General features: G+C 70.1%; 20 protein-coding genes. 13 read left to right on the top strand and 7 right to left on the bottom strand.

Annotation, left to right across the window (positions count from 1 at the left end; genetic code table 11):
* The first annotated feature begins 153 nt into the window (after positions 1-153).
* The 3 genes from MXD59_RS18380 to MXD59_RS18370 all read left to right on the top strand — a co-directional run bounded on the left by MXD59_RS18380 (position 154) and on the right by MXD59_RS18370 (position 4205).
* On the top strand, positions 154-1221 hold the full coding sequence (locus MXD59_RS18380; protein WP_248825915.1) for a phosphotransferase: 1068 nt from the start codon (positions 154-156) through the stop codon (positions 1219-1221).
* Positions 1222-1337: 116 nt separating this feature from the next.
* The gene (locus MXD59_RS18375) at positions 1338-2993 is read left to right on the top strand and encodes an AMP-binding protein (protein WP_248825914.1); all 1656 of its coding nucleotides are present in this window, start codon (positions 1338-1340) and stop codon (positions 2991-2993) included.
* Between the two features lie 309 nt (positions 2994-3302).
* Positions 3303-4205, top strand: coding sequence for an IclR family transcriptional regulator (locus tag MXD59_RS18370; protein ID WP_248825913.1), 903 nt, complete (start codon positions 3303-3305; stop codon positions 4203-4205).
* Positions 4206-4326: 121 nt separating this feature from the next.
* Here the strand turns inward: MXD59_RS18370 and MXD59_RS18365 are convergent, their stop codons facing one another.
* Positions 4327-4923: a TetR/AcrR family transcriptional regulator gene (locus tag MXD59_RS18365; protein WP_248813508.1), complete on the bottom strand. Its 597-nt coding sequence runs from the start codon at positions 4921-4923 to the stop codon at positions 4327-4329.
* A gap of 298 nt (positions 4924-5221) precedes the next feature.
* On the opposite strand from MXD59_RS18365, the gene MXD59_RS18360 reads away from it, so the two are divergent.
* Genes MXD59_RS18360 through MXD59_RS18350 form a run of 3 tightly spaced genes read left to right on the top strand, consistent with a single transcriptional unit; the run spans position 5222 to position 8285 of the window.
* The gene (locus MXD59_RS18360; RefSeq protein ID WP_248825912.1) at positions 5222-6421 is read left to right on the top strand and encodes an acyl-CoA dehydrogenase family protein; all 1200 of its coding nucleotides are present in this window, start codon (positions 5222-5224) and stop codon (positions 6419-6421) included.
* On the top strand, positions 6418-7467 hold the full coding sequence (locus tag MXD59_RS18355; RefSeq protein WP_248825911.1) for a phosphotransferase family protein: 1050 nt from the start codon (positions 6418-6420) through the stop codon (positions 7465-7467). Before MXD59_RS18360 ends, MXD59_RS18355 begins: the two co-directional genes overlap by 4 nt.
* On the top strand, positions 7464-8285 hold the full coding sequence (locus tag MXD59_RS18350; protein ID WP_248825910.1) for an SDR family NAD(P)-dependent oxidoreductase: 822 nt from the start codon (positions 7464-7466) through the stop codon (positions 8283-8285). The genes MXD59_RS18355 and MXD59_RS18350 overlap by 4 nt, the downstream gene beginning before the upstream one ends.
* A gap of 73 nt (positions 8286-8358) precedes the next feature.
* Here the strand turns inward: MXD59_RS18350 and MXD59_RS18345 are convergent, their stop codons facing one another.
* On the bottom strand, positions 8359-9543 hold the full coding sequence (locus tag MXD59_RS18345; protein WP_248813514.1) for a thiolase family protein: 1185 nt from the start codon (positions 9541-9543) through the stop codon (positions 8359-8361).
* 55 nt (positions 9544-9598) lie between these two features.
* Positions 9599-10357, bottom strand: coding sequence for a 3-oxoacyl-ACP reductase FabG (gene fabG / locus MXD59_RS18340; protein WP_248813515.1), 759 nt, complete (start codon positions 10355-10357; stop codon positions 9599-9601).
* Positions 10358-10733: 376 nt separating this feature from the next.
* On the opposite strand from fabG, the gene MXD59_RS18335 reads away from it, so the two are divergent.
* On the top strand, positions 10734-11963 hold the full coding sequence (locus tag MXD59_RS18335) for an acetyl-CoA C-acetyltransferase (RefSeq protein ID WP_248825937.1): 1230 nt from the start codon (positions 10734-10736) through the stop codon (positions 11961-11963).
* Between the two features lie 425 nt (positions 11964-12388).
* Positions 12389-13174, top strand: a complete 786-nt coding sequence (locus MXD59_RS18330; RefSeq protein ID WP_248825909.1) for a class I SAM-dependent DNA methyltransferase — start codon at positions 12389-12391, stop codon at positions 13172-13174.
* A 295-nt stretch (positions 13175-13469) separates the two neighbouring features.
* Here the strand turns inward: MXD59_RS18330 and MXD59_RS18325 are convergent, their stop codons facing one another.
* Positions 13470-13988 (bottom strand): MaoC family dehydratase, encoded by a 519-nt coding sequence (locus MXD59_RS18325; RefSeq protein WP_163548052.1) that lies wholly within the window; start codon positions 13986-13988, stop codon positions 13470-13472.
* Between the two features lie 94 nt (positions 13989-14082).
* Positions 14083-15282: an acyl-CoA dehydrogenase family protein gene (locus tag MXD59_RS18320; RefSeq protein ID WP_163548051.1), complete on the bottom strand. Its 1200-nt coding sequence runs from the start codon at positions 15280-15282 to the stop codon at positions 14083-14085.
* Between the two features lie 562 nt (positions 15283-15844).
* Between MXD59_RS18320 and MXD59_RS18315 the strand changes: the two genes are divergently transcribed.
* From MXD59_RS18315 to MXD59_RS18300, 4 genes are read left to right on the top strand one after another with little or no spacing between them, the layout of a single operon-like run.
* Positions 15845-16996 (top strand): acyl-CoA dehydrogenase family protein, encoded by a 1152-nt coding sequence (locus MXD59_RS18315; RefSeq protein WP_248813519.1) that lies wholly within the window; start codon positions 15845-15847, stop codon positions 16994-16996.
* A gap of 41 nt (positions 16997-17037) precedes the next feature.
* Positions 17038-17529 (top strand): FAS1-like dehydratase domain-containing protein, encoded by a 492-nt coding sequence (locus MXD59_RS18310; RefSeq protein WP_163548049.1) that lies wholly within the window; start codon positions 17038-17040, stop codon positions 17527-17529.
* A complete protein-coding gene (locus MXD59_RS18305) occupies positions 17526-17957 on the top strand; it encodes a MaoC family dehydratase (protein ID WP_248825908.1) in 432 nt (143 codons plus the stop codon). The genes MXD59_RS18310 and MXD59_RS18305 overlap by 4 nt, the downstream gene beginning before the upstream one ends.
* Positions 17958-17962: 5 nt before the next feature.
* Entirely contained in the window at positions 17963-18877 is a 915-nt protein-coding gene (locus tag MXD59_RS18300) for an enoyl-CoA hydratase-related protein (RefSeq protein WP_248825907.1), read from the top strand.
* Between the two features lie 114 nt (positions 18878-18991).
* Here the strand turns inward: MXD59_RS18300 and MXD59_RS18295 are convergent, their stop codons facing one another.
* Together MXD59_RS18295 and MXD59_RS18290 are read right to left on the bottom strand one after the other, a co-directional pair.
* Entirely contained in the window at positions 18992-20008 is a 1017-nt protein-coding gene (locus MXD59_RS18295; RefSeq protein ID WP_248825906.1) for a TIGR03617 family F420-dependent LLM class oxidoreductase, read from the bottom strand.
* Positions 20009-20028: 20 nt separating this feature from the next.
* On the bottom strand, positions 20029-21213 hold the full coding sequence (locus MXD59_RS18290) for a CaiB/BaiF CoA transferase family protein (protein ID WP_248825905.1): 1185 nt from the start codon (positions 21211-21213) through the stop codon (positions 20029-20031).
* 289 nt (positions 21214-21502) lie between these two features.
* Here MXD59_RS18290 and MXD59_RS18285 point away from each other — a divergent pair, with 289 nt between their 5' ends.
* Positions 21503-22570 carry an HpcH/HpaI aldolase/citrate lyase family protein gene (locus tag MXD59_RS18285; RefSeq protein WP_248825904.1) on the top strand — a complete coding sequence of 356 codons (1068 nt, stop codon included), beginning with the start codon at positions 21503-21505 and terminating at the stop codon, positions 22568-22570.
* Positions 22571-22697 lie beyond the last annotated feature (127 nt).

Raw genomic sequence — 22697 nt, 5'->3', positions numbered from 1 at the left:
CTTCCTGATGCGATCCCATCGAAGGACTTCGCCCTGTTTGCCCGATTTAGGCGCTGGGATGCGACCCGGATCACGACGAAGCCTGGCAAGGGGGTGATGGGGGCGCTAACATGCCATCGTCAGCGCTATAATGCTAGCATTCCGAGGTGACGGATGAGCTTAAGCAGCGAACGCATCGTGCCGATCCCCACCGATCTGGCGGAGCTGCAGTCGCCACAGTGGCTGAACACGGCTCTTGCCGAGCGCTTTCCGGGCGTGCAGATCACCAAGGTCACGCCTGGTCCGATCGTCAGCCGGGTCTCCACCAACGCCCGCTTCGAGATCGAGGCGGCGGGCGGCCTTCCCGAGGGCCTGTCCGCTCATCTGTGCGGCAAGGGATACTTCACCGAGGGCGGTGCGGCCGCCCGCGCGGTCGGGGCCTTCGAGGTCTACTTCTATCGTGACCTGGCGCATGCCACCGGCGTGCGTACCCTGAACAGCCTGTATGCGGATGTCGATCCGCGGACCCACGACAGCGTGGTCATCACCGAGGATGTCGTCGCCCAGGGCGCCCGTTTCCTCGACCCGACCAGCGAGTACGGCCCGGAACGGGTCGCCGAGAGCCTCGCGCAGCTCGCCCGGCTGCACGCCGCCACCTGGCTGAGCCCCAAGATCGCGGACACGCCGTGGCTGGCGCCGCGGCTGCACACTCTCTGCGGCCTGATGAGCGCCGAGGTGATCCGGAAGATCAACTTCGAGACCGAGGTCGGTGCAGGCGTCCCGGCCGAGGTGCGCGACGCCGACCGGCTCGTGGCGGCCTACCGGGCGCTGGCCGACCAGACCGCCGCCGCTCCGGTCTGGTCGGTGATCCACGGCGACGCGCACGTCGGCAATCTGTACCTCGAGGCAGACGGTCGTCCGGCCCTGTTGGACTGGCAGCTCACCCAGCGCGGTCCCTGGTACCTGGACGTGGGCTACCACCTGGGGTCGACGCTGTCCCCCGGGGAGCGTCGGACCCACGAGAAGGACCTGCTGCGCCACTATCTCGACGAACTGCGTGCCGGTGGGGTCGAACCGCCCGCCTGGGACGCCGCCTGGCGCGATCTGCGCGGCGGCATCCTGCACGGTTTCTACCTGTGGGGGATCACGCAGATCGTGCGGCCCGAGGTGCGCGCCGAACTGCTGCACCGCCTGGGCAGCGCCGCGGCGGACCATGACGTGTTCGCCGTTGTCGGCCTCTGACATCCGGCAGCTGTGGTCCGCGGCCCGTAGTCCGCGGCACGCGATCCACCGGCCACCGAGCCGTCACTGTCGAACTGCGTTGACCACTGTCGAACTGCGTTGACGAGGAAGCTGCTGTGTCAGACAAGCCCAGGTCAGAAAAGCAATGGGTCACCCGTGACGTTCCGGTTCACCTGGCGGAACGGTACCGGGCGGACGGCCTGTGGGGCGACGTCCCGATGGGCGTACGGATCGAAGACGCGCTGCGCGAACACGGTGATCAGATTCTGCGGGTCCACTCCCTGGAACGGCCCTGGGAGGGCACGTTCCGTGAGCTGCGGGCCCGCGCTCTGGCGGTGGCCGGCGGCCTGCGGGCGCGCGGGGTGGGACCGGGCGACGCGGTCGCCTTCCAGCTGCCCAACTGGGTCGAGGGGGCCGTCGCGTTCTACGCGACCGCCTTCCTCGGCGCCACAGTCGTCCCGATCGTGCACTTCTACGGGGCGAAGGAGGTGGCGTTCATCCTGCGTCGCACCGAGGCCGCCGCCTTCGTCACGGCGGCCCGCTTCGGCCGGCGCACCTACCTGGACGACCTCGGTGAGGTCGTCACGGACCTGCCGTCACTGCGGGTGCTGGCCGTGGTCGGCGCGAGTGACGCGGAGCTGCCGGCCGGCGCCGTGGCGTTCGAGGAGCTCGAGGCGTCCGAGCCCCTGGCCGGGGCAGCCCAGGTGGACCCGGACTCCCCGGCCATCATCGCCTTCACCTCGGGCACGACCTCGCAGCCCAAGGGCGTCATCCACTCGCACAACACCATCTGCTTCGAGGCCGACCAGCTGCGCGCCATGAACTCCGGTGGCGGCCTGAACAACCTCACCGGCACGCCCATCGGTCACTTCATGGGCATGCTGGCCGCCCTGCAGATGCCGGTGCTGGGCGGCACCGAGGTCAACATGATCGACGTCTGGGACCCGAAGCGGGTGCTGGAGATCGTGCTGCGCCACAAGCTGGCCACCGGTGCCGGCTCCACGTACTTTCTCGGCAGTCTGCTCGACCATCCCGACCTCACTCCCGAGCACATGCGCTACCTCGCCTACGTGGGGCTTGGCGGTGCGGCGGTGCCCGAGGCGTTCTCGGACCGGGCGACCGCGGCCGGTACCTCGGTGGTCCGCATGTACGGCTCGACCGAGCACCCGTCGATCACCGGCAGTCGTCACGAGGACGACAAGCGCTCCCGGCTCTACACCGACGGCCGGCCGCTGGCCGGGGTGGAGATCAGACTGCTGGACGACGCGGGCGAGCCGACCGAGGTCGGGGTGCCGGGGGAGATCTGGTCGCGGGGGCCCGACCTGTGCCTGGGCTACACCGACGCGACCATCAACCTGACGGCGTTCGACGATGACGGCTGGTACCGCACCGAGGACGTCGGCGTCCTCGACGACCAGGGCTGCCTGACGATCACGGACCGCAAGAAGGACATCATCATCCGGGGTGGCGAGAACATCAGTGCCGCCGAGGTCGAGGAGCTCATCCTCAAGGTCGCGCCGGAGGTGCTCGAGGTCGCGGTCGTCGCCGTGCCCGACGAGCGGTTCGGTGAGAAGGCCTGCGCGGTGCTGCGGCTGGCCGCGGACGCGACCGCGCCGACGCCGACGGTGCTGCGGGAGCGCCTCATCGAGGGTGGCCTCGGCCGGCAGAAGACGCCGGAGTACGTCCAGGCCGTCGAGGACTTTCCCCGGACGTCCACCGGAAAGATCATCAAGGCGACCCTGCGGCGCGAGGCCGCGACCCGCCTGACCTGACCGCATGCGCGGCTCGTCCCGGGTAGCAGCGGGCTGGGCCCAGGGCCACTGGTAGTCGCCGGTCTGGTCGTGGGCCCGCCCGTTCGGGTTGCTCATCCGGGCTGGGATTCGGCTGCGTACCGCAGTCCTTTCCTGGCCGCGCGGCGTCCAGGTGAACGTTGTGTACCGAATGAACACCCGAAGTCAGCATTTTGCACCGACGGTAGTGGATCGCAGCGGAGATGCGGTCAAAGCAATGCTAGTATATGGGCGTCCTGTTTGAAATACTAGCAAGACCCCTCGTACTCACACCATCCCCTGGGGATGAACATGCCGATCAACCCGTCCCCGGCCGTTCTGCGCGCCGGCCAGCTGCTGTGGCTCATGGCACGGCGGCCCTCCGAGTCCTACTCGGTCTCGGAGCTGGCCAGGTCCGTGGGCATTCCGCGGGCCACCTGCGACTCGATTCTGCAGGCCCTGGCCGAGCACGGTCTCGTGGTTCGTCGCGAGCCGGGGCTGCGCTACGAGCTGGGCGCGTTCTGCATCGCGCTGGGTGACGTCACCCGGGTGATCAACCCGACGTTGAGCGCGGCCAGCCGGGAGGCGGAGGATCTCGCCCAGAAACTCGGTGCCTGCGTGGCCGTGTCGGCCCGGGCGGGGACCGAGACCCGGGTGATGTCGGTGTCCGACTGGGGCCCGCCGCTGGGCCTGCGCCCCCGGCCCGGCCAGTCGATGCCCCTGGTGCCGCCGTTCGGGGCGGTACTCGTCGCCTGGAGCGAGGCCGACTCCGTCGCCTGGCTCTCCCGCGTCGATGACACCCTGCCCGGCGGCCAGATGCGGATCTGGGAGGACGCCCTACAGGCCATCCGGGCCCGGGGCTACAGCATCACTGTCGCCAGCGGCCAGATTCCCGACTTCTCCACCGGTTTCTCGCTGATGGACGCGGCCCCCGATGTGAGCGCCGCCCGTCGCAAGCAGGAGGAACTGGTCGACCTGATGCAGCACTCCGAGTACCTGGTTCCGGTGCCCGAGGCCAGTGACGAGGTCAGTGGGCGGGTGACCCAGATCTCCGCACCCGTGCTCGACCTCGCCGGCAAGGTCGTCGCCGCCCTGATGCTGCTCGGTCCGAGCTACGACCTCAGCAGCCGCGAGATGCATGCGCTGGGCCGCCAGGTCGCCGAAGCCGCCCAGCGTGCCAGCAAGGCAACCGGTAGCGGCCCGGCCGGCGTCTGAGCGGCACCGTGACCGCCTGACACCGTGACCGCCTGACCACCGTGACCGCCTGACCACCGTGACCGCCTGACCACCGTGACCGCCTGACCACCGTGACCGCCTGACACCGTGACCATCGAACTCAGCGCGCGCCGACCAGGCGCAGTGCGAACTGGCCGTACTGCCAGACCACCGCGTCCTCGCCCGGTTCACCGCCGTCGCGGAACCACACGGCCACTCCCATGCCGAGATCGAGAATGGCGTAGGAAGCCAGCCGCGCGGACGTCACATCGAAGCGCCCGGCCTGGATACCGGTCTCGATCAGATCCCGGAAACAGCGCTCGTACTCCGAACGCAGCGTCAGGACCCGGGCCCGCCCCGGCGCGACCAGGCTGCGGATCTCCCGATTGCCGATGAACGCCTCCCGCCGGTGCCGCGCGTGGTAGCGCACATGCGCCTCGGTGGCCCGGCGCAGCCGCTCGACCGGATCGTCCTGCGCGGTGCCGGCGAGACCGGCGAGCGCGGACCGGTGCGCGCCCAGCAGCTCCGTCATCGTCCGCGTCATGATCTGGGCCAGGATGTCCTGCTTGGACGCCACATGCCGGTACAGGCTGGGCCCGCGTACCCCGATGGCGGCGCCGATGTCCGCCATCGTGGTCGCCTCGTAGCCGAGGCGGGTGAACAGGTCGAGCGCGGCGGCCAGGATCTCCCCGGAACGCTCCGAGCCGGTCCGGCCCATCCGTCCCCCTCCCGATCCCCCCGCGCCCGGCGCCCGGCGGCCGGCGTGACCGCCTGAACGTCGATGCGGATGCCCATCCGGCGTCCAGCGGCCACCCACGGCGTCCAAGGGCCACCGGCAGCTGCCAAGGCCGCTAACGGTCGCTAGCCAGGTGATGTTCTCGCGGCCTTCCGATCCTAGCCCGCACCTGTTGCGAGGGATGGATACCCCTTCTAGAATTACGCTAACGACCATTAGCTAAACGCGGCCGGTATCGGTCGCCATCAGCTGCCAGCAACGCCGCTCCGGTGGAGACCTGATGACCATTGACCTCGCCCCCGAGCCGTCCGTCGCGGATCTGGCCCGGCGCACCGCCGCGTTCGTCCGTGATGTGGTGCTGCCGCTCGAGGCCCGCGACGGCGTCGTCGCTCCCACCCCCGAGCGTCGCCGCGAACTGCAGGACGCCGCCCGTGCCGCCGGGGTGTTCGCTCCGCATGTCAGCGCCGAGTACGGCGGTCACGGACTGGACATGCGCGGTCGCGCCACCGTGTTCGAGGAGGCCGGCTACGCGCTGCTCGGCCCGCTCGCGCTGAACATCGCCGCGCCCGACGAGGGCAACATGCACATGCTCGAGATCGTCGCGACCGATGAGCAGAAGGAGCGGTACCTGCGGCCACTGGCCACCGGGGAGATCCGCTCCTGCTTCGCGATGACCGAACCCGCCCCCGGCGCCGGCTCCGACCCGCGGGCGCTGCTCACCCGGGCGGAGCGGATCGACGGCGGCTGGCGGATCAACGGCCGCAAGTGGTTCATCACCGGTGCGGACGGCGCGGGCTTCACGATCTGCATGGCCCGTACCTCCGGCGAACCCGGGGTCGCCACCGGCGGCGCCACGATGTTCCTGGTCGACGCCGACAACCCCGGCATGAAGATCATTCGCCATATCGAGACGCTGGACGAGACGCTGTTCGGCGGCCACTGCGAGCTGGTCTTCGACAACTGCGAGGTGCCCGACTCCGCCGTCCTCGGCGAGGTGGACGAGGGCTTCCGCTACGCCCAGGTGCGCCTGGGTCCCGCCCGGATGACGCACTGCATGCGCTGGTTGGGCATCGCCAAGCACGCCCGCGACATCGCCGTGCGCCGGGCGAACGAGCGGGAGATGTTCGGCTCGCGACTGGTCGAGCTCGGCATGATCCAGCAGATGATCGCCGACAACGAGATCGACATCGCCGCCTCCCGCGGGCTCATCAACCAGGCCTGTTGGGAGCTCGACCAGGGCCGCTCCGGCGCCCAGTCGACCGCGATCGCCAAGACGTTCTGCGCCGAGGCGATCTACCGGGTCGTCGACCGCTCGCTGCAGATCTGTGGCGCGCTCGGTGTCTCCGGCGACATCCCGCTCAGCCGCTTCCTGCGCGAGGTCCGGCCGTTCCGCATCTACGACGGTCCGTCCGAGACCCACCGCTGGGCGATCGCCCGCCGCGTCGCCCGCCACGCCGCCACGTCTGGTGCCGGTCGGTGAGCGGCGCCGTCGAGGGACTTGATCTGCCCGCGCTCGAGGCGTATTTCGCCGAGCGGGTCGAGGGCTTCACCGGGCCGCTGTCGGCGAGGCTGCTCTCGGGCGGCCGGTCCAACCTGACCTACCTGCTCACCGCGGGCGAGTACCGCTGGGTGCTGCGCCGCCCGCCGCTCGGCGGGCTCACCCCGTCCGCCCACGACATGCTGCGGGAGTACCGGATCGTCTCGGCGCTCGCCGACAGCGGCGTGCCGGTGGCCCGGGCGGTGGTGTCCAGCGACGCGACCGGCCCGCTCGGCGTGCAGTTCGCGGTCGTCGAGTTCGTCGACGGCTCGGTGATCCGCACCGAGGAGGAGCTCGCCGCGCTCGACCAGGCCCAGGTGGACGCCTGCGCGTTCGCGCTCGTCGACGTGCTCGCCCGGCTGCACGCCGTCGACCCCGCCGCGGTGGGCCTGGCCGACTTCGGCCGGCCGCAGGGTTATCTCACCCGCCAGGTCCGTCGGTGGTACGACCAGTGGCAGCGGGTCCGTACCGCCGAACTGCCCGATGTGGACGCGCTGCACGCCCGACTCGCCGAGCTCTGCCCGGTCGAGTCCGGCGCGTCGATCGTGCACGGAGACTTCCGCATCGACAACGTCATCCTCGATCCGGCCGACCCGACCGACATCCGCGCCGTCGTCGACTGGGAGATGGCCGCCCTCGGTGACCCGCTCGCGGACCTCGGTCTGCACCTGGCCTACGCCGATCCGGCGTTCGCCCCGGTACTCGCCGGCTCCGCCGCCGCCACCAGCCCGCGGATGCCCGCCGCCGACGCCCTGATCGACCGGTACGTCGCCGCCACCGGCCGCGGCCTTGGCGCGTTCTCCTTCTACCTCGGCCTGGCCTACTTCAAGATCGCGGTGATCGCGGAGGGCATTCACGCCCGTCACCTGCAGGGCCTCACCCGCGGCGAAGGCTTCGACCGGGTCGGTGAGGCCACCGCCCCGCTCGCCGCCGCCGGCCTGCAGGCCCTGGCGGACCGTACCTACGACGGAAAGGCGGTCCCGGCATGAGCGGTGACAGCCCCGCCACCGGCTCCAACGGCACCAGCACCGCCGGAGTCGGCGGCGTGCTCGATCTGTTTCGGCTCGACGGCCGGGTCGCCGTCGTCACCGGCGCGAGCTCCGGGCTCGGCGCCCGGTTCGCCCGGATTCTCGCCGAGGCCGGCGCCGACGTGGTGCTGGCGGCCCGCCGCGCCGACCGGCTGCGCGAGGTCGCGGCCACGGTCGCCGAGACCACCGGACGGCGCACCCTCGCCGTCGAGACCGACATCGCCGACCCCGACGCCTGCACGGCCCTCGCCGACGCGGCCTTCGCCGAGTTCGGCCGGATCGACATCCTGATCAACAACGCCGGCATCGGCACCGCCGTCCCCGCCTCACGGGAGAAGCCCGACGAGTTCCGCAGGGTCATCGACATCAACCTCAACGGCGCCTACTGGGCCGCCCAGGCCTGTGCCCGCCACATGCGCCCTGGCTCGTCCATCATCAACATCGCGAGCGTGCTGGGTCTGGTCAAGTCGTACACCCCGCAGGCCGCCTACAGCGCGAGCAAGTCCGGTCTGATCGGCCTCACCCGCGATCTTGCCCAGCAGTGGTCCGACCGCAAGGGCATCCGCGTCAACGCCATCGCCCCCGGCTACTTCGAGACCGAACTGACCGCGGACGTCCCCCGCGAGACCCTGACCGCGTTCATCACCAACACCGGCATCCTGCCTCGCATCGGCGAGTCCCACGAACTCGACGCCGCCGTGATCTTCCTCGCGGCACCCGGCTCGTCCTACGTCACCGGCATCACGCTGGCCGTCGACGGCGGCATGTCCTGCCACTGACCGCGCGACCCGTCCCACTGACCGCGCGGCCTGTCGGGCGCGGTCAGTGGGACGGGGTCTCAGCCGGTCGGGATCAGAGACGTTCGATCAGGGACGCGGTGCCCAGGCCACCGCCGCAGCACATGGTGATCAGGCCGTAGCGACCGCCGGTGCGCTCGAGCTCGTGCAGGGCACGGGTCAGCAGGATGCCACCGGACGCGCCGAGCGGATGGCCGAACGGGATGGCGCCCCCGTTGGGGTTGACCTTGTCCAGGTCGGCGCCGAGCTCCTTGCGCCAGGCCAGCACGACCGACGCGAACGCCTCGTTGACCTCGAACACGTCGATGTCGTCGATGGTCAGGCCGGTCTCGGCGAGCAGCTTGCGGGTGGACGGGATCGGCCCGGTGAGCATCGTCACCGGGTCACAGCCGACCAGCACCGAGTGGACCAGCCGGGCGCGGGCGGGCAGGCCGAGCTGCTGCGCGCGGTCGGCGCTGGTGAGCAGAATCGCCGAGGCGCCGTCGGCGAACTGGGACGACGTGCCCGCGGTGTGCCGGCTGCCGCCGGGACGGTCGGGCATGTTCGTCTTCAGCTTGGCCAGACCCTCGAGGGTGGTGGGCCGCAGCGCCTCGTCCATGGTGAACGGCTTGTGGCCGACGACGGTGCCCTCGTCGTCGGTGACCGGCGCCGAGACGGGGACGATCTGACCGGTGAAACGTCCTTCGGCGACGGCGACGGCCGCGCGCCGCTGGGCGAGCAGCGCGTAGGCATCGAGATCGTCCCGGGTGATGTTCCACTGCTCGGCGATGCGCTCCGCGCCCTCGAACTGGGTGGTCACCTCGTAGTGCTCGCGGAACCGCTCGCCCCGCCCGGTGCCGAAGGGCACGTCGACACTGGCGTTGATCGGCACCTGGTTCATCGACTCGATACCGCCGACGACCGCGATGTCGATCAGCCCCGAGCCGACCAGCGCGTGCGCCAGCGTGGTCGCCTGGTGCGACGACCCGCACTGGGCCTGCACGGTGGAACCGCCGACCTCCAGTGGCAGGCCGGCACCGAGCCAGGCGTTACGGGCGATGTTCGCCGCCTGCTGGCCGACCTGGCTGACGCAACCGACGACGAGCTGCCCGACGAGCGCCGGGTCGAGGCCGGTGCGGTCGATCAGCCCGCGAAGCACATCCCCGAGCAGATCCGGTGCCTGGACGTCCTTGAGCGAACCCTTGCGCTTGCCGATCGCCGACCGGCAGGCATCCACGACCACGACCTCGGTGCCCGTCATCACTCCACCTCGTTAGCTGCTGCGGTGTTGGCCGCTGTGGTGTTGGCCGGACGGGTCAGTTGCGCGGGCCGCCGGCGACGTAGATGACCTGGCCGGAGACATACCCGGCACCCTCGCTGACCAGGAACGACACGGTGTGCGCGATGTCGTCGGGGACACCGACGCGGGCGACCGGGATCGACTTGGCCCGCTCGATCTTGTACTCGTCCCAGTCCTTGCCGAGGCGCTCGGCGGTCGCCTTCGTCATCTCGGACGCGATGAAGCCGGGGGCGACCGAGTTGGCGGTGACGCCGAACTTGCCCAGTTCGAGGGCGATCGTCTTGGTGAAACCCTGGATGCCGGCCTTGGCGGCGGCGTAGTTCGCCTGGCCGCGGTTGCCCAGCGCCGACGTGCTGGACAGGTTCACGATCCGGCCGTACCTGGCCTCGACCATGTACTTCTGCACCTCACGGGTCATCAGGAACGCGCCACGCAGGTGAACGGCGAGTACCAGGTCCCACTCGGCCTCGGGCATCTTGAAGATGAGGTTGTCGCGGGTGATACCGGCGTTGTTCACCAGCACGGTGGGCGGGCCGAGCTCGCTGGCCACCCGGGCGACGACGGCGCTGACCTGCGCGGCGTCACTGATGTCCGCGACGGCGGCCAGTGCCTGGCCACCCTCGGCGACGATGCTGTCGGCCACTTCCTTGGCGCCGGCCTCGTCCAGGTCAAGCAGGGCGACGGCGAAGCCGTCGGTGGCGAGCCGGCGGGCCGTGGCAGCGCCAAGCCCCCGGGCCGCCCCGGTCACGATCGCGACACGTCGTGTTTCGCTCATCAGCATCTCCTAGTTCATGGTGGGCATGCCATCCAGGTCAGCTGCCAGCTCCGACGGTGCCAGGTCTGGCGGCCACAGGGCGGCCGAAGCCGGGGAGCGTGTGCCGGGGTGCCCAGGTGCGCGGGCCAGACCAACGGGTCGGACACGGCGGCGAGGTCACCGGCGCAAGAGCCTACTTTGCCGCCGTGGACGGCGCCAGAAATGCCGATCACCCCACAACAGGCCCATGATCAGGACGTTTACGGGAATGATCAGAGCGTTCCTGCGATTCGGGAATGTGTGTCCCGGCCGAGTTATCGTGCTGTTCGCAACCGGCCCAGGACGAGACGTTCGAGGGTCGTCCCCCGGGATGGCGTAGGTGCAGACAGGAGTTCTCATGCGTGACGCGGTGATCTGCGAGCCGGTCCGGACCGCGGTCGGGCGCTACGGCGGTGTCTTCAAGGGGCTGACCGCCCACGAGCTCGGCGCCACCGTCCTGCGTGGCCTGCTCGAGCGCACGGGGCTGGGTTCCGCGGACATCGACGACGTCCTGTTCGGATCCTGCTACCCGACGATGGAGGCTCCGGCGCTCGGCCGGGTCGTCGCCCTCGACGCGGGCCTGGACATCACCGTCCCCGGGCTGCAGCTCGACCGGCGCTGCGGGTCGGGCGTGCAGGCCGTCGCGTTCGCCGCGATGCAGGTGCAGACCGGTGTGGCCGACGTCGTGCTCGCCGGCGGTGCGGAGAGCATGAGCAACGCCGCGTTCTACTCCACCGACCTGCGCTGGGGTCCGAACTCGGGCAACCTCACCCTGCACGACGCCCTCGCCCGCGGTCGCACGACCGCCGGCGGCGTGAACCACCCCGTCCCCGGCGGCATGATCGAGACCGCGGAGAACCTGCGCCGCGAGTACAGCATCTCCCGCGCCGAGCAGGACGAGTTCTCGCTGCGCTCACACCAGCGCGCCGTCGCCGCCCAGACCGAGGGCCGGTTCAAGGACGAGATCATCCCGGTGACGGTGAAGAGCCGCAAGGCCACCGCCGTCATCGACACCGACGAGCACCCGCGGGCCGACTCCAGCATGGAGACCCTCGGCCGGCTGCGTCCCATCATGGGCCGCGAGGACGCCGAGTCCACCGTCACCGCCGGCAACTCCAGCGGCCAGAACGACGGTGCCTCGGTCTGCGTCGTCACCCACCCCGAGGCCGCCGAGCGGCTCGGTCTGCGTCCGCTGGCCCGCCTGGTCAGCTGGGCCGTCGCCGGCGTCGAACCGTCGCGGATGGGTATCGGCCCGGTCCCCGCGACCGCGAAGGCGCTCGACCGCGCCGGCCTGAAGCTCTCCGACATCGACCTGATCGAACTCAACGAGGCGTTCGCCGCGCAGGTCCTCGCCTGCACCCGCGAGTGGGGCTTCCCCGCCGGCGACTGGTCCGCCGCCGACTGGGACCGCTTCAACGTCAACGGTTCCGGCATCTCCCTCGGCCACCCCGTCGCCGCCACCGGCGGTCGCATCCTGGCCACCCTGCTCCACGAGATGCACCGCCGCGAGGTCCGCTACGGCCTCGAGACCCTCTGCATCGGCGGCGGCCAGGGCATCACTGCCATCTACGAGCGCATCGCCTCCTGACCCACCCGCCACCGGCCGGGGCTTCGGCCCCGGCCGTGGTGTTCCGCGGAACCGTCGCGGGTCGTGGACATGGCCCGCCCGGCGTGAGATTCACGCTCCGCGACCTTTGCGGCCGGCGTTTTGTCCCTTTCATCCGCTGGATGGATGGGGTTGTTCCTACACGGGTCGCCGTGGGGGTATTCCTGTCCGATTTGCCCCCCACAAGGCTACCGTGATCGTTCTGCGTGCTCGCTGGTGGCGATGTTCCTGGTGGGCCCGGTGCGGAGGGTGACGTTGTTGCCGGGGTGTCGGGCAGCGCAGCCACCCGTCAGGCACCCGGCCACAACCGGAAACGCTCACGGACAGCGCGCCGGATCCTGATGGTTCTCGGTGTGGCCGTGAAATTGAGGTGCGATCGCACCGTGACTCCTGATAAAAGATCTGCCATGGTCCACATTGATCAGGATGACGGTTTTCTCGATCCGGCGGTTTACGGCGACACGATCGCCGAGGCCTACGACGGTTTTTACTCGAGCCCGGACCAGACGGTGGGTGCGCCCGGAACCGGTGCCACCGCCGCCGACTTCCTGTATGCCAGGGCCGGCGCCGGGCCCGTGCTGGAACTCGGCGTCGGGACCGGACGGGTAGCCCTGCCACTTGCCGCCCAGGGCGTGAAGGTGATCGGGATCGAAGCCTCGCCGCGGATGCTGGCCAGGCTGCGGGAAAAACCCGGCGGGTCCGATCTCGACCTGAAGCTCGGTGACTTCACCGAGCTGGACGTTCCTGCCGCGTCCCTTTCTCTGATCTACGTCGTGTTCAACACGTTCTTCATGCTCGCCGACCAGGATGCCCAGGTGCGTTGCTTTACCTCGGTGGCGTCCGCGCTACGGCCCGGCGGGTTGTTCGTGCTGGAGGCATTTGTTCCCGATGTCGCCCGTTACGACCATGGCCAGTGTGTGCAGGTCGAGCGGCTGGCGGGCGAGTCCACGCAGCTGAGCGCGGCGGTCCATGACCCGGTGGCCCAGCGGATCCGTCACCGGCGGATCGTCCTCGGGCCGGACGGGGTGCGGACCTACCCGGCTGATCTGCGGTACGTCTGGCCGAGCGAGCTGGATCTGATGGGCCGGATCGCCGGGCTGGAGCTGGCCGAACGGTGGGCGGGCTGGGCCGGCGAACCGTTCACCGCCACGAGCGGCTACCACGTCTCCGTCTGGCGCAGGCCGTCGGTGTGATCGTCCGACCTCGCTGCCGAGCAGGGTGGCTGGGAGCCGGCTGGCCCGCATCGGGGCTCAGGCCGTGGTACCGACGGCTTGGTGGTCATGCCGAGGGTTATGAGCCGTGATGCCGAGGGTTGTTCGGGAATTCAGGGGCTACAGGCCGAACAACCCTCGGCATCAGAAACGAGAACGACGTTCCCCGCGGTTCTGTACCGCGGTCGGAGATCAGGACCGGGCCTGATCTCCGGGAAACGACCAGGGACGCGGCTGCCGGTGTGGAACCGCCGCGACCTGGGGTCGGGGCCTGGGGTCAGGACTTGGGCTTGGGGGCGACGGGCTCGGGGCGGCCGGGCTGCTCGCCGCCGCGGGCCTCACCGTAGGCGCGCTTGGGGACCATGACCTTGCGGCGGTAGATGCAGACCAGGGTGCCGTCCTGGTTGTGGCCGCGGGTCTCGACGGTGACGATGCCGCGGTCGTCCTTGGACTTCGACTCGACCTTGTCCAGGACGGTCGACTCGCCGTAGATCGTGTCGCCGTGGAAGACCGGTGCGACGTGGCGCAGGGACTCGACCTCGAGGTTCGCGATCGCCTTGCCGGAGACGTCGGCGACGGACATCCCGAGCAGCAGCGAGTAGACGTAGTTGCCGACGACCACGTTCCGCTTGAACTGGGTGGTCTTCTCCGCGTAGTTCAGGTCGAGGTGCAGCGGGTGGTGGTTCATCGTGATCAGGCAGAACAGGTGGTCGTCGTACTCGGTGACCGTCTTGCCTGGCCAGTGCTTGTAGACGGCGCCGACCTCGAACTCCTCGTAGTACCGGCCGAACTGCATGGGTCGCCTCGATCTCGTGATGATGGGGTCGTGGTCAGTGGCGATACGGCGGCTCGCCGGCCGACGTGGCGTCCGTCGGCCGGCGAGCGGGGCGTCAGCCGTTGAGGCGGTAGTCCTTGAGCAGGGCGCGGCTGATGATGCGCTTCTGCACCTCGGACGTGCCCTCGCCGATGAGCATGAACGGGGCCTCGCGGTAGAGGCGCTCGATCTCGTACTCCTTGGAGTAGCCGTAGCCGCCGTGGATGCGGAACGACTCGGTGGTCACCTCGAAGCAGTACTCGCTGGCCAGGTACTTCGCCATGCCGGCCTCGACGTCGTTGCGCTGGCCCGAGTCCTTCTTGCGGGCGGCGCTGACCATCATCAGGTGGCCGGCCTCGACCTTGGTGGCCATCTCGGCGAGCTTGAAGGCGATGGCCTGGTGGTCGGCGATCTGGCGGCCGAAGGTGTGCCGCTGCTGGGCGTAGGCGATCCCGAGCTCGAAGGCGCGGATCATGATGCCGCAGGCGCGGGCGGCGACGTTGACCCGGCCGACCTCGACGCCGTCCATCATCTGGTAGAAACCGCGCCCGGCCTTCTCGGCGCCGCCGAGGATCGACGAGGCGGGCACGCGGTGGCCGTCGAGGATCATCTCGGTGGTCTCGACGCCCTTGTAGCCGAGCTTCTCGAGCTTGCCGGGGATGGAGAGGCCGTTGGAGGTGCCGAAGCCCGGCTCCTTCTCCAACAGGAACGTGGTCATGTTCTTGTAGACCGAGTCGGAACCCTCGTCGGTCTTCACCAGGGTGGCGACCACACTGGAGCGGGCCCCGTTGGTCAGCCACATCTTCTGGCCGTTGATGACGTAGTCGTCGCCGTCACGGGTCGCGCGGGTGGTGATCGCGGCGACGTCGGAGCCGCAGCCGGGCTCGCTCATCGAGAACGCGCCGCGGACGTCCCCGGTGGCCATCTTCGGCAGCAGCCGGGCCTTCTGTTCCTCGCTGCCGTGCTGCGCGACGAGGTAGGCGACGATGAAGTGGGTGTTGATCACACCGGAGACGCTCATCCAGCCGCGGGCGATCTCCTCGACCACCAGGGCGTAGGTGAGCAGCGACTCGCCGAGGCCGCCGTACTCCTCGGGGATCATGATGCCGAACAGCCCCATGTCCTTCATCGCGTTGATGATCTCTTCGGGGTACTCGTCCTTGCGCTCGAGGTCACCCGCGTTCGGCAGGATCTCCTTGTCCACGAAGGTGCGCACGGCCGCCAGGATGTCGGCCTGGATGTCGGTGAGCCCGTCGGTCTGCGCGATCCTGCCCATGTCCAGCTCCTCGTCGTCTGTCGCGGGGCGCCACCTCGGGCGGCGGTGGTGCGGGGGCGGCGGTGGTGCGGTGTGGCGGTGGTGCGGCCGGGGTCGTCCCTCGGTCGTCCCCGCCCTGACCGTAAGGGAACCGGGGGTGCGCACGCCCGGCGTTGTGACCGCCGACGGACAGGACGCTGTCACGCCCGGCCACGCGTGCCCGCGGGCGAGTGCCACGGGCGGGCGCCGCCGCGCTCCCGGAGCGGGACAACAGCGAGCTTATTAACATGGTCCACCCGATCCGGGCAACACGCCTCGAAGCCGGGTTTCCCGGCCGGCGAGAACGTCTTCGGTCGCCGTGTCGCGGCACACATCCCGGGCTGGTCCGGTGTGGGAGCGATCGGTTGCGGCCGGGCGGTGGCACCCCTACCATTTGAAGCGTTTTTCACTATGTCTGTTGCGGATCATGTCTGTTGCGGGATCGAACCGTCGCGGGGGAGCCCTCGACCGTGGCGCGCAGCGGCGGTGCCCATAACGCCATAACAGCAGAAACACTGATCTGGATTCGGGTGGTGACGGTCGGGTGAGCAGCGAGATCATTGACGAGGTCGTAGCCTCGGTACGCCGTTTTGTGCGCGAAGAGGTTGTACCCGCAGAGACGGAGATCGAGGAGAAGGACTCGATTCCGGACCGCATTCGTGTGGCGGCCGCGGACATGGGTCTTTTTGGTTTCGCCATTCCGGAGATCTACGGCGGCCTCGGCCTTTCGATGAGCGAGGAGGCGCGGCTGGTATTCGAACTTGGTTACACCACGCCGTCCTTCCGCTCGATGTTCGGGACGAACAACGGAATCGCCGGCCACGTCCTGCTCGAAGGCGCCACCGAGGAGCAGAAGAAGGCATATCTGCCGAAGATCGCCTCGGGTGAGTGGGTGGCGTCCTTCGCGCTGACCGAGGAAGGCGCGGGTTCCGACCCGGCCGGCCTTGCCACCACGGCCCGGCGCGACGGTGACGACTGGGTCATCAACGGTTCGAAGCGTTACATCACCAACGCGCCGAACGCCGATGTCTTCATGGTCTTCGCCCGTTCCGAGGAGGGCTCGTCGGGCGGCCGGGGCATCAGCACGTTCATGGTGGAGCGCGGCACCCCCGGGCTGCGGGTGGCGCCGAAGGACCCGAAGATGGGGCAGGCCGGGGCCTGGACCGCGGACGTCTACTTCGACGACCTGCGGGTCAGCGCCGACACCCTGATCGGCGGCCCGGCCGGTGAGGGCCGCGGCTACGCCACGGCGATGAAGTGCCTGGCCCACGGGCGCATCCACATCGCCGCGCTGTGCGTGGGTATGTCGCAGCGTCTGGTGGACGAGTCGGTGGCCTACGCCTCCCAGCGGGTGCAGGGCGGCAAGGTGATCGGCGAGCACCAGCTCATCCAGGGCCTGCTGGCGGACTCGGTGACCGACCTGCACGCGTCCCGGGCGCTGGTGAAGGAGGTCGCCGCCGCGTTCGACGACGGCAGCGACCGGCGGATCGGCCCGTCCACCGCGAAGTACTTCGCCTCGGAGGCGGTGGGTCGTATCGCCGACCGCGCCGTGCAGATCCATGGTGGTAGCGGGTACATGCGTGGCGTGCCGGTGGAGCGTTTCTACCGGGACGCCCGACTGTTCCGCATCTACGAGGGCACGAGCCAGATCCAGCAGCTGGTGATCGCACGCAACGTGCTGCGCGACGCCCGCTGAACCAGCGCTTCTCAACCGATTTCGATGGATGTGGGTGTGCGGTGAGCACTTATACCTTCCCGGTGGAGGCGGGCGCGGTCCTGCTGTTCTCCCGGGCCGTCGGCTATCCGGACTCCGCCTATGGCGACGGGACGGCCGGCGCTCCGCCGACCTTCACGCAGTCCGGTGCCCAGTTCGACCCGGAGTTCCATCTGCGCCCGAAGTACGGCGAACCGTGGCGCGGCTCCGGCCGCACCCCGTCGGGCGTGCCCACCCCGGCGACATCCGGTGGTGGCAGCCTGCATGCCGAGCAGAGCTACGAGTACCACCGTCCGGTCCGGGTCGGTGATGTGCTCACCGCCGTCCAGATTCCCGGCAAGGAATGGGAGAAGGCCGGGCGGCGCGGTGGTTCGCTGACCTTCCGGGAGACCATCACCGAGTTCCGGGACGCGGCCGGCGAGCTGGTGGTGACGGCACGTTCCGTCGTCGTCATCCCGTCGAAGGTCGTCGAGTCCCCGGCCGAGGGCGGCGCGACGGCGGGGGTGGCGCAGTGAGCCCGCGCACGGCCGCCGCCGCTGACATCGCTGTCGGCGACACCGTCGAGACGGTGCTGACCGAGGATCTCGCCCGGACCCGACTGGTCATGTACGCCGGGGCTTCCGGCGACTACAACCCGCTGCACACCGACGACGTGTACGCCCGGGAAGCCGCCGGCTACCCCGGTGTGTTCGCCCACGGCATGCTCACCATGGGAATGACCGGCAAGGCCGTCACCGACTTCATCGGCGACGGCGAGCTGCTGCGCTACGGCGTGCGCTTTCGCAGCCAGGTCTGGCCCGGTGACCGGCTCGTCGCCACCCTGACGGTGACCGGCATCACCGAGTCGGACGGCCGTCGGATCGTCGAACTGGACGTCGTCACCGTCAACGGCGACGGTGTCCAGGTCATCAGCGGCACCGCCGCCGCCGCGCTGCCGGCCTAGCCGCCGTGGGAGAAACGCCCCCCGCGTCCCAGACCACGGCGTCCCAGGCCACGGCGTCCCAGAGGGTGGCGCTGGGCGAGCTGGCACCTGAGGACACGGTGCTGCGCGAGCTGGACGACGACGGGGTGCTGCTGCTCACCCTCAACCGGCCGGGACGGCGCAACACCTGGGCGTACGACATGGAGCTGCGCTACGTCGCGCTGCTGGACGAGGCCATGGCCGATCCCGGCGTCCGGGTGATCGTGCTGACCGGCGCCGGTGAGGCGTTCTGCGCCGGGATGGACATGGAGGTGCTGCGCCGGGCGACGACCGATCCGAGTTTCGTCCGCCCGGTGCGTCCCTCGGCGACGATCCCGCGCACGGTGCCCAAGCCGATCATCGCCGCTGTTGACGGGGCGTGCGCCGGGGTCGGGTTCGTCCAGGCCCTCATGGCCGACCTGCGGTTCACCACCGCCCGGTCGAAGTGGACGACGTCGTTCACCCGCCGGGGACTGATCGCCGAGGACACCGTCACCTGGCTGCTGCCCCGGCTCGTCGGCGCCGGGCACGCCGCCGACCTGCTGTTCTCCGGCCGGGTCGTGCGCGGCGACGAGGCCGTTCGGATGGGGCTCGCCAACCGGCTGGTCGAACCCGACGAGTTGCTGCCCGCGGCCCTGGACTGGGCCCGGGACGTGGCCCGTAACTGCTCCCCGTGGGCGGTCGCCCAGGTCAAGCAGCAACTGGCCCGCGATGACGCGGCGGACATCGAACAGTCCCGGCTGGCCGCGAACACCGTCCTGGACGTCGCTCGGGGCAAACCCGACTACCGGGAGGGGGTCGCGTCCTTCCGTGAACGCCGCCCGCCGCGCTTCGAGGGTCTGCCCGCCGACCATCCCCGCATCGTCCTGGCGGCCGAGCCGGACGCGCCGCCGTCGCACTGACGGTTCGTCGCACTGACGGTTCGTCGCACTGACGGTTCGTCGCACTGACGGTTCGTCGCACCGCGCGGCCCAGGTCAGGACCGGGCCGCGCGGTGCGGTGCGGTGCCGGTGCGCTCAGACAGCCGGGGGACGGACGTGGGCGAGGAGCTCGGTGAGCAGGCCCGGCTCGGCGTCGTAGGGGGTGTAGAAGGAGGTCCGGGCGAGGACGTCGCCGACCTTCGCGTACAGCGCGGGGCCGACCTCGGCGGGGGTGCCGACGACGGCGAAGGTGTGCAGGATGTCGTCGGTGATCAGCGAGCCGAGCTCGGCCCAGCGGCCCTCCTTCGTCAGCCGGGTGAGCTCGGGCTGCAGGTCACCCCAGCCATGCAGCTCCAGCACGGGCCGGTAGGCGGGGGTCGAACCGTAGAAGGCGATACGCGCGCGGGTGCCGGCGATGGCGGTCGCGAGCTCCTCCTCGGTGCGTCCGACGGCGACGAACATCGGGCCGTTGACGACGAAGTCGTCGAGGGTGCCGCCCCGCTTGGCCCGGCCGCGGCGCAGCGCCGGCAGGGTCACCTCGTCGAGGTAACGGCGGGTGGTGAAGGGGTGCAGGAAGAAGCCGTCGGCGACCTCACCGGCGGCCTCGGTCATCGCCACGTTCACCCCGGCGACGTACACCGGCGGCGGCCCGGCCGGATGCGGCTCGGGGGCGAAGAACGGCGTCATCAGGGTGTGGGAGTAGAACTCGCCCTGGAAGTCGAGCTTCGTGCCGTCCTGCCAGGACGCCCAGATGGCCTTGAGGGCCAGCACGTACTCGCGCATCCGGGCCGCCGGGCTCGACCAGGTCATCGAGAACCGGCGCTCGATGTGCGACTTGACCTGCGAACCGAGGCCGAGAACGAACCGTCCCTGCGCGTAGCGGGCCAGGTCGTAGGCGGAGGTGGCGGTCGTCATCGGGCTGCGGGCGAAGGCGATCGCCACGGCCGTGCCCACCGTGATGTTCTCGGTGGCCTGCGCCGCCTGCATGATCTGCAGGAACGGGTCGTGGTTGGTGTCGCCGACCCAGGCGCCCGCGTAGCCGGCGGTCTCGGCGTGGCGTGCCGCGGTCGCCGCGAGGTCGATGTCGGTGCCCAGGACGGCGTCGATCTTCATCGATGTTTCCCTTCAGCCTGTCAGATCACGCGGTCGGCGCGTAGCTGGGCGATCTCGTCGGCGGTGAGGCCCACCTCGGCCAGTACGGCCTCGGTGTGCTCGCCGAGGGCCGGGACGGGCCCCATGGGCAGGGCCCAGTCGGGGGTGATCGGCGGTGGCAGGGGGGCGCGCCAGGGGCCGGCGGGGGTGGCGACGTCACGCCAGCGGTCCCGGGCGCTCAGATGCGGGTGGTCGATGACCTCCTGCACGCTGTTGAGCCGGGAGTTGCCGATCGCCGCGTCGTCGAGGATCTTCTCGGCCTGGGCGATGGGAACGGTGGTCGTCCAGGCACGGATGGCCTCGTCCAGGCGGGGGCGCAGCCGGACCCGGTCGTCGTTGTGGGTGAAGGCGGGATCGTCGGCGAGGTCGTCGCGGCCGAGCACCGTGCGGGCCAGCCGCTGCCATTCGCCGTCGTTGGTGGTGCCGAGCACGAGGGTGAAGCCGTCCGCCGTCGGGTAGGCGCCGTAGGGGGAGACGGCCGGGGAGCTCACCCCGTTGGGAACCTGCTGCTCACCGGTGCCCATGGTGATGTTCATGGTGTAGCTCATCCACTCGACCACCGTGTCGAACAGGCTGATCGACAGGGCGGTGCCGCGGCCGGTCGCCGTGCGGGCGTGGATCGCGGCGAGCACGGAGGTCACCGTGTACATGCCGGCGCCGATGTCGGCCACGGGGATACCCGGCTTGGCCCGGTGCTCCTGCGTTCCGGTGATCGAACAGGAGCCGGCCTCGGACTGCACCAACAGGTCGTAGGCCCGCTTGTGGGACAGCGGGCCGCCCTCGCCGTAGCCGGAGATGTCGACCGCGACGATCCGCGGGAAGCGTTCGACCAGTTGCTCGGCGGCGAATCCGTAGCGGGCGGCCGCGCCCGGTGCGAGGTTCTGCACCACGATGTCGGCCCGGGCGAACAGCCGCTCCAGAGCCTCGGCGCCGCGCGGGTCGCGGAAGTTCAGCGCGACCGACTCCTTGCCCCGGTTGAGCCAGACGAAGTGCGCGGCCAGTTCGCCGAGCACCGCGTTGTCGTAGTCGCGGGCGAAGTCACCGCCGCGCGGGTTCTCCACCTTGATGACGCGGGCGCCGAGGTCGGCGAGGGTACGGGTGGCCGTCGGGGCGGCGACAGCCTGCTCCAGCCCGACCACGACGAGATCCCGCAGCGGGAGATCCAACGCTCCTCCTGGCAGTCGAGCGGGCAGTCACTCTGGCGACTGCCTCAATAAACCAGAAGTGCGTCTGTGGCGCGGGGTTGCGCGTCCTGGCTCACCCTGCCCTGACCACGCACTGCGAGCTGCGTCACTCTGGGCAAATATCGTTACTCTGTGTGATTTAACTCGGGGCGGGTGAAACGGGGAGCTGGTAACGTGCCTCGTCGTCGAGCGTCGTGCCCGTCGCTGGTGGTGACCCCGTCCGCCCGACGGTTCGGTCCGCCAGTCAGGTTCCCCTTCCGGGAGACTCCCCATGCGCAGTGCCAAGGACTTCTTCGCTCCGCTCGCCGTGGGCGCGCCGGCCCCGGCGCGCGAGATCCCGTGGCGGCCGTCCCGGGTGATCCACTTCTTCGACCCCAGCAACGCCAAGATGGCCGCGAAGCTGCCGACTCTCATCCCCAAGGTGGATGTGCTGCTCGGTAACCTCGAGGACGGCGTCAGGGCCGACAACAAGCTCGCCGCCCGCGAGGGACTCATCAAGATCATCGATGGTGGCGCGGAGTTCGGCGACACCCAGTTCTGGATCCGGGTGAACAGCATCGACTCGCCCTGGGGGCTGGACGACCTGCTCACCCTCGTGCCCGCGATCGGCGCGAAGCTCGATGTGATCATGCTGCCGAAGGTGCAGGGCGCCGAGGACATTCACTACATCGACCGGCTGCTCGCCCAGCTCGAGGCCCAGGCCGGCCTGACCCGCCCGATCCTCGTGCACGCGATCCTCGAGACCGCCCGCGGCGTGAGCAACGTCGAGGAGATCTGCGCCGCGAGCCCCCGCATGCAGGGCCTGTCGCTGGGCCCCGCCGACCTCGCCGCCGACCGGCGGATGAAGACCACCCGGGTCGGCGGCGGCCACCCCGGCTACCTGGTCCGCCAGGACCCCACCCCGGACGACCCGAGCGCCGTGCGCGCCACCTTCCAGCAGGACCCCTGGCACTACACCCTGGCCCGGATGGTCGACGCCTGCGTGGCGCACGGGATCATGCCGTACTACGGCCCGTTCGGTGACATCGCCGACACCCTGGCCTGCGAGGACCAGTTCCGCAACGCGTTCCTGCTCGGCGCGGTCGGCGCCTGGTCGCTGCACCCGGTGCAGATCGACATCGCCAAGAAGGTCTTCAGCCCCGAGCCCAAGGATGTCGCCTGGGCCAGCCGGGTCGTCGAGACCATGGGCGACGGCACCGGCGCGGTGATGGTCGACGGCACCATGCAGGACGACGCCTCGGTCAAGCAGTGCCAGGTCATCCTCGACCTCGCCCGCCGCCTCGCCGCCCGCGACGCCACCCTCGCCGCCAGCTACAACCTGCCCGGACCCACCGCCTGACCAGCCCTGCGACCACCGCCGCCCGGCCGGTGCGGCCGGGCCGGCCGGCGGTGGGCTGATTCGCCTCGTCGATCGCTCGTCTAGGGTGACGCGCAGGAGGTACGTCGGGCGGCCCGCACCGCAGGTG

This window comes from Frankia umida (genome assembly GCF_023242945.1).
Lineage (GTDB): Bacteria > Actinomycetota > Actinomycetes > Frankiales > Frankiaceae > Frankia > Frankia umida.
Note: the sequence above shows the minus strand (reverse complement) of the source record. Positions and strands in the feature narration are given on the sequence as shown.